Annotated in this window: 5 protein-coding genes; 1 reads left to right on the top strand and 4 read right to left on the bottom strand. The window is 65.9% G+C overall.

The window, feature by feature from the left end:
• Positions 1 to 69 precede the first annotated feature (69 nt).
• The 3 genes from EN742_RS24855 to EN742_RS24845 all read right to left on the bottom strand — a co-directional run bounded on the left by EN742_RS24855 (position 70) and on the right by EN742_RS24845 (position 3,291).
• Positions 70 to 933 (bottom strand): ABC transporter permease, encoded by an 864-nt coding sequence (locus EN742_RS24855; RefSeq protein ID WP_126058175.1) that lies wholly within the window; start codon positions 931 to 933, stop codon positions 70 to 72.
• A 77-nt stretch (positions 934 to 1,010) separates the two neighbouring features.
• Positions 1,011 to 2,174 (bottom strand): spermidine/putrescine ABC transporter substrate-binding protein, encoded by a 1,164-nt coding sequence (locus EN742_RS24850; RefSeq protein WP_126058174.1) that lies wholly within the window; start codon positions 2,172 to 2,174, stop codon positions 1,011 to 1,013.
• Positions 2,155 to 3,291, bottom strand: coding sequence for an ABC transporter ATP-binding protein (locus EN742_RS24845; RefSeq protein ID WP_126058173.1), 1,137 nt, complete (start codon positions 3,289 to 3,291; stop codon positions 2,155 to 2,157). The genes EN742_RS24850 and EN742_RS24845 overlap by 20 nt, the downstream gene beginning before the upstream one ends.
• A 111-nt stretch (positions 3,292 to 3,402) precedes the next feature.
• Between EN742_RS24845 and EN742_RS24840 the strand changes: the two genes are divergently transcribed.
• Entirely contained in the window at positions 3,403 to 4,215 is an 813-nt protein-coding gene (locus EN742_RS24840; RefSeq protein ID WP_126058172.1) for a LuxR C-terminal-related transcriptional regulator, read from the top strand.
• Here the strand turns inward: EN742_RS24840 and EN742_RS24835 are convergent.
• Positions 4,193 to 4,697, bottom strand: a 505-nt coding sequence (locus tag EN742_RS24835; protein WP_148670236.1) for an FCD domain-containing protein, incomplete at its 5' end; no start/stop codon positions are given. The two genes, EN742_RS24840 and EN742_RS24835, sit on opposite strands and share 23 nt — an antisense overlap.

The raw sequence follows: 4,697 nt of genomic DNA, 5'->3' as shown, positions 1-4,697 counted from the left end.
TGTTCATCGCCACCACCAGCGCGATCGGCAGGTAGAGGAAGGCAAAGACGGCAACGACGAAGGCGCGCATCAGATCAGGTCCACCCGGCGCGCGCCCGACAGCCGGGCCGAGATGCGGTTGGCGGCAATCAGCACCACCACCGAGACCAGCACCAGCGTGATGGCGATGGCCGAACCGAACGGCCAGTTGCGCGACTGCAGGAACAGGTCGACCAGCGCGTTGCCGATAAAGAACACCTTGCCGCCGCCGAGCAGCGTCGGGATCAGATATTCGCCGAGCAGGAGGATCATCACCAGCGAGAAGCCGGTCATCACGCCCGGCAGCGAAAGCCGGAGCGTGACACCGAGGAAGGTCGACAGCGGCGTCGCGCCGAGATCGGCAGAGGCTTCCAGCAGCCTGCGGTCGAGCCGCTCCAGGCTGACATAGATCGGCAGGATCATCAGCGGCAGATAGCCGTAGACGATGCCGAGCAGCACCGCGCCCGGCGTGTTGATCAGCCTGACGTCCTCGATGCCGACATCGGCGAGCAGGGCCGGAATGCCGCGGCCACCCAGCACATACATCCAGGCATAGGTGCGCATCAAAAGGCTGGTCCAGAACGGGATGACGACGAGCGCCAGCAGGATCAGCCGCCAGCGCTCCGGCGCGCGCAGCGCCAGATAGTAGGCGACCGGATAGGCGACGAGCAGGCAGGCGAAGGCGCCGACCGGCGCCAGTACCATCGTGTTCCAGAACGCGGTCGCCCGCGCCGGCAGGTTGGCGTATTGCGCAAGCGTGAAAGCTGCCTGGTAGCCTCCCTCGGGCGCCCGCTCGCCGACGCTGAAGATGGCGATGGCGACGAACGGCAGGACCAGGAATACCACCAGCCACAGCGTCGCCGGCGCGAGCAGCAGCGCGGTCGTAAGATTTTTGCGAAGGAGAGTGCCGCGCATCGAAAAAGCCGCTTCGGTGCCGGCGGGCAATTGCCCGCCGGTCGCGTTGCCTGGATCGGGTTTGTGGCCGGTTCCGCTCAAGCCGACTTGAAGCGCGCCATCAGCTCGGCGCGCCCCGGATCGGTGAGCGTCGCGGCGGCGCCGAACTCCAGCGGCTTCAACAGGTCCGCCGCCGGGTAGAGGATCGGATTGTCCATCACCTCCTTCGGCAGCAGCGCGTTGACGCGCGCATCGATCGAGGGCGCGCCATTGGCCAAGTGCTCCTTCACCGCGACCTTCGGGTTCATCAGGTAGTTGAGCAGCGCGTAGCCGGCCGGCTTGTTCGGCGCGTCCTTCGGGATGGCGTAGAAGTCGGTCCAGATCTCGCCGCCTTCCTTGCCGAGCACATAGGCGATCTCCGGGATGTCGCGATGGAGTTGCGCCCCGTCATTGGTCCAGCACATCGTCATCCAGGCATCGCCGGCGCGCATCGACGGCTGATAGTCGCTCGACACCGCGAACAGATGCGGCTTGACCTTGAGCAGCAGTTCCTCGGCCTTGGCGAGCTCGTCCGGCTTCAGCGAGTTGAAGGAATAGCCGTAATATTTCAGCGCATTGCCGATCGTGGTGAGCTGATAGTCATGCACCATGGTGCGGCCGTCGCCTTCCGCCATGGCTGTGTCCCAGAACTCCTTCCAGCTCGTCATCGGCTTGGTCAGCTTCTTGGTGTTGATCGCGATGCCGGTGGTGCCCCAGTTCTTCGGCACGGCGTAGATCGTCCCGTCGATCGTGCCTTCCGAGGTAAAGCGCGGATCCTCCTGCGAACCGTCGAAATTGCCGAGCTTGGCCATGTCGAGCGCTTCGATGATGTCGAGCTTCTTGTAGGTCGAGATCGTGTAGTTGGTCGGCACGAACAGGCTCCAGCCCGAGCCGCCGGCCTGCAGCTTGGCCAGCATCTCCTCGTTCGAGCCGAAGACGTTGACCTCGACGGCAACGCCGGTCTCGGCCTTGAAGCTCTCGAACGTCGCGGGGTCGTGATAGTTCGGCCAGGTGGCGATCGACATGCGGTCGCCGAGGTTTTCGGCGGCGTAGGCCGGCGTCGGCATGATGCCGAGCTCGCGCGCCATCACCGCGGTGGCGACGCCAAGGCCGGTGAGGCCGAGGAATTCGCGCCGGCCGATCGAGCCGCGCTTCAGGCGCATCAGTTGGTCGACGAATTTCTCGGGGCTTATCGGCAGTCCGTCACGATAGGATTTCGACATGGTGGTTTTCCCTCTGGTTGGTCCCGTTGTTCTTGGGTTGCGGAAACGCCAGCGGCGCCCCGGCGGCAAAGCCGATGGCGACGGGTTCGCCCGGCTTGAAGAGGTTGTCGCGGCCAATCTGGTGATCGGCCTTGGCGAGCAGTGATCCGATACCCTGGACCTCGATGGCGTATTCTGCGGTCGCGCCCAGGAAGATGCGGTTGCGCACGATGCCCTTCAGGCTGCCGTTTCCGGCCAAGCCGAGGCTGAGCGTTTCGGGCCGCAGCGACACCGACACCCGCTCGCCCCGGCTGAGCGGCGCCCGCTTGCGCGCCGCGATCACCGTGCCGTCGGCCAGCGCGACATCGACGAGGTCGCCCGACAGGCCCGCCACCGTGCCGCTCAACAGATTGGTCTTGCCGACGAAATCGGCGACGAAGAGGTCGGCCGGCTCGTCGTAGATCTCGTTCGGCTGTCCGAGCTGGACGATGCGGCCGCCATTCATGACACAGACGAGGTCGCTCATCGACAGCGCTTCCTCCTGGTCGTGCGTGACCAGCACGAAGGTGATGCCGATCTCGCGCTGCAGGTTCTGCAGCTCGATCTGCATGTCGGTGCGCAGCTTCTTGTCGAGCGCCGCCAGCGGCTCGTCGAGCAGAAGCACCGCTGGCTTGTTGACCAGCGCGCGGGCCAGCGCGACACGCTGCTGCTGGCCGCCGGAAAGCTCGTGGATCTTGCGGCGGCCATAGCCGGCGAGCCGCACCATGGCCAGCGCCTCGCCGGCCCTCAAGGAGATCTCGCGCGACGACAGCCTGGGCCTCGCCTGGCGCAGCCCGTAGGCGATGTTGTCCTCGACATCGAGATGCGGAAACAGCGCGTATTGCTGGAACACCATGTTGACCGGCCGCCGGTAGGGCGGCGTGCCTGCCATGTCGCGGCCGCGGATCAGCACCTGGCCTTCGCTCGGCTGCTCGAAGCCGCCGATCATGCGCAGGCAGGTCGTCTTGCCGCATCCGGACGGCCCGAGCAAAGCGACAAAGGCGGAGGGCGGGATCGCAAGGTCAATGCCGCTGACCGCGATGACCGCGCCGTAGCGTTTGGTGACCGCGCGAAACTCGATATCGGGCGCTGCAGTCAAAGGCGGGCTCCAGGGCGAGTTGATTTCGAAACGCTACCAGAGCCAATGCCGGCTAGTATATACCTCGCCGGTGGTATATTTAGCCTATTTTATCATTTAAAGGGGTATGAATTGGCCGTTTCCCGCAGCGATGACTACAACGGGCTCGGCGCCGTCATCGCCGCGACGCGCGAAGCTGGCAGCGATCATTTCGGCCGCGCCATCGTCGGCTGGCTGCGCGGCCATGTCAGCTTCGATCATTGCGTCATCTTCGGCTATAGGGGCGCCGCGCGCCCGCCGCTGCTGTTCGAGACCTTCTCGCCGGCCGAGAGCCACGTCTTCGTCGCGCTCTATCAGGACGGCCCCTACCTGCTCGACCCGTTCCACCATGCGGCGGTCGAGCGCAAGGAAGGCTTCTGGCGCATGCGCGAACTGGCGCCGGACCGCTTCTATGCCAGCGAGTATTACCGCTCCTACTACAGCCAGACCAAGCTCGCCGAGGAGGTCGGCTTCTTCGTCCCGCTGCCGGGCAAGGACGCGCTGGTGCTGTCGCTGATGCGGCTGCGCGCCTCGGGTTCGTTCGGCACCGCCGACGCCAGGCTGCTGCGCGACATGGCCCCGGCGGTGATCGGCCTGGTCAGGCTGCGCTGGCCGAACCTGCCGGCCGACGAGCCGGCGACGACACCGCGCGGCGAGGCGGCGGCTGTTCCTAGCGAATTCGACCGCGCGCATATCTGGAAGAGCCTGTCGCTCACCTCGCGCGAAAAGCAGGTCGTCGACCTGGTGCTTCAGGGCCACTCGACGGAATCGATCGCGCGGGCGCTCAGGATCGTGCCGGGAACCGTCAAGGTCCACCGCCGCAACATCTACCGCAAGCTCAAGATCAAGTCGCAGGCCGGCCTCTTCGCGCGCTTCGTCGAGATCATTGACGCGCAGATCGGCTGAGCGCGGAGGTCATCGGCTCGACGGCCGCGAACACTGCGCTCGCCTCGCTGACGATCGAGACATGATCCCTGGCGGCCTTGCCCGCCGCCGCGCCGTCGCCGCGCATGATCGCGGTGACGATCAAATCGTGTTCCTGCCAGGATTTGGCCAGCCGGCCGGGCAGCATGAACTGCGCCCGCCGGAACGGCGCCAGCCGGCTGCGCGTCGTCACGGTCAGGTCCTGGATATGCGCGTTGTGGGCGCCACGATAAAGCCGGCTGTGGAACTCGGTGTTGAAATACTCGTAGTCCTCCTCGGCGCCGAGCTGCACCAGGCGCGCCGAGGCCTGATGTTCCATCTCGAGCGCTCGGCGCTCGCCACCGGTCATGCGCTCGGCCGAGAAGCGCGCGCAGATCGCTTCCAGCTCGGCCATGCTTTCGAACATCGAGGCGAGATGCTCCTGCGTCACCACGGCGACGATGGCGCCGCGGTTGGGCCGCCTC

The organism is Mesorhizobium sp. M4A.F.Ca.ET.020.02.1.1, assembly GCF_004022645.1.
In the GTDB taxonomy this organism is placed as follows: domain Bacteria; phylum Pseudomonadota; class Alphaproteobacteria; order Rhizobiales; family Rhizobiaceae; genus Mesorhizobium.
This window is presented reverse-complemented; position numbering and strand designations above follow the sequence as displayed.

What these genes read in the sequence shown, in the direction of transcription:
- EN742_RS24850 (WP_126058174.1), bottom strand. Translation starts at nt 2,174, where the DNA reads ATGTCGAAATCCTATCGTGACGGACTGCCGATAAGCCCCGAGAAATTC.
- EN742_RS24855 (WP_126058175.1), bottom strand. Translation starts at nt 933, where the DNA reads ATGCGCGGCACTCTCCTTCGCAAAAATCTTACGACCGCGCTGCTGCTC.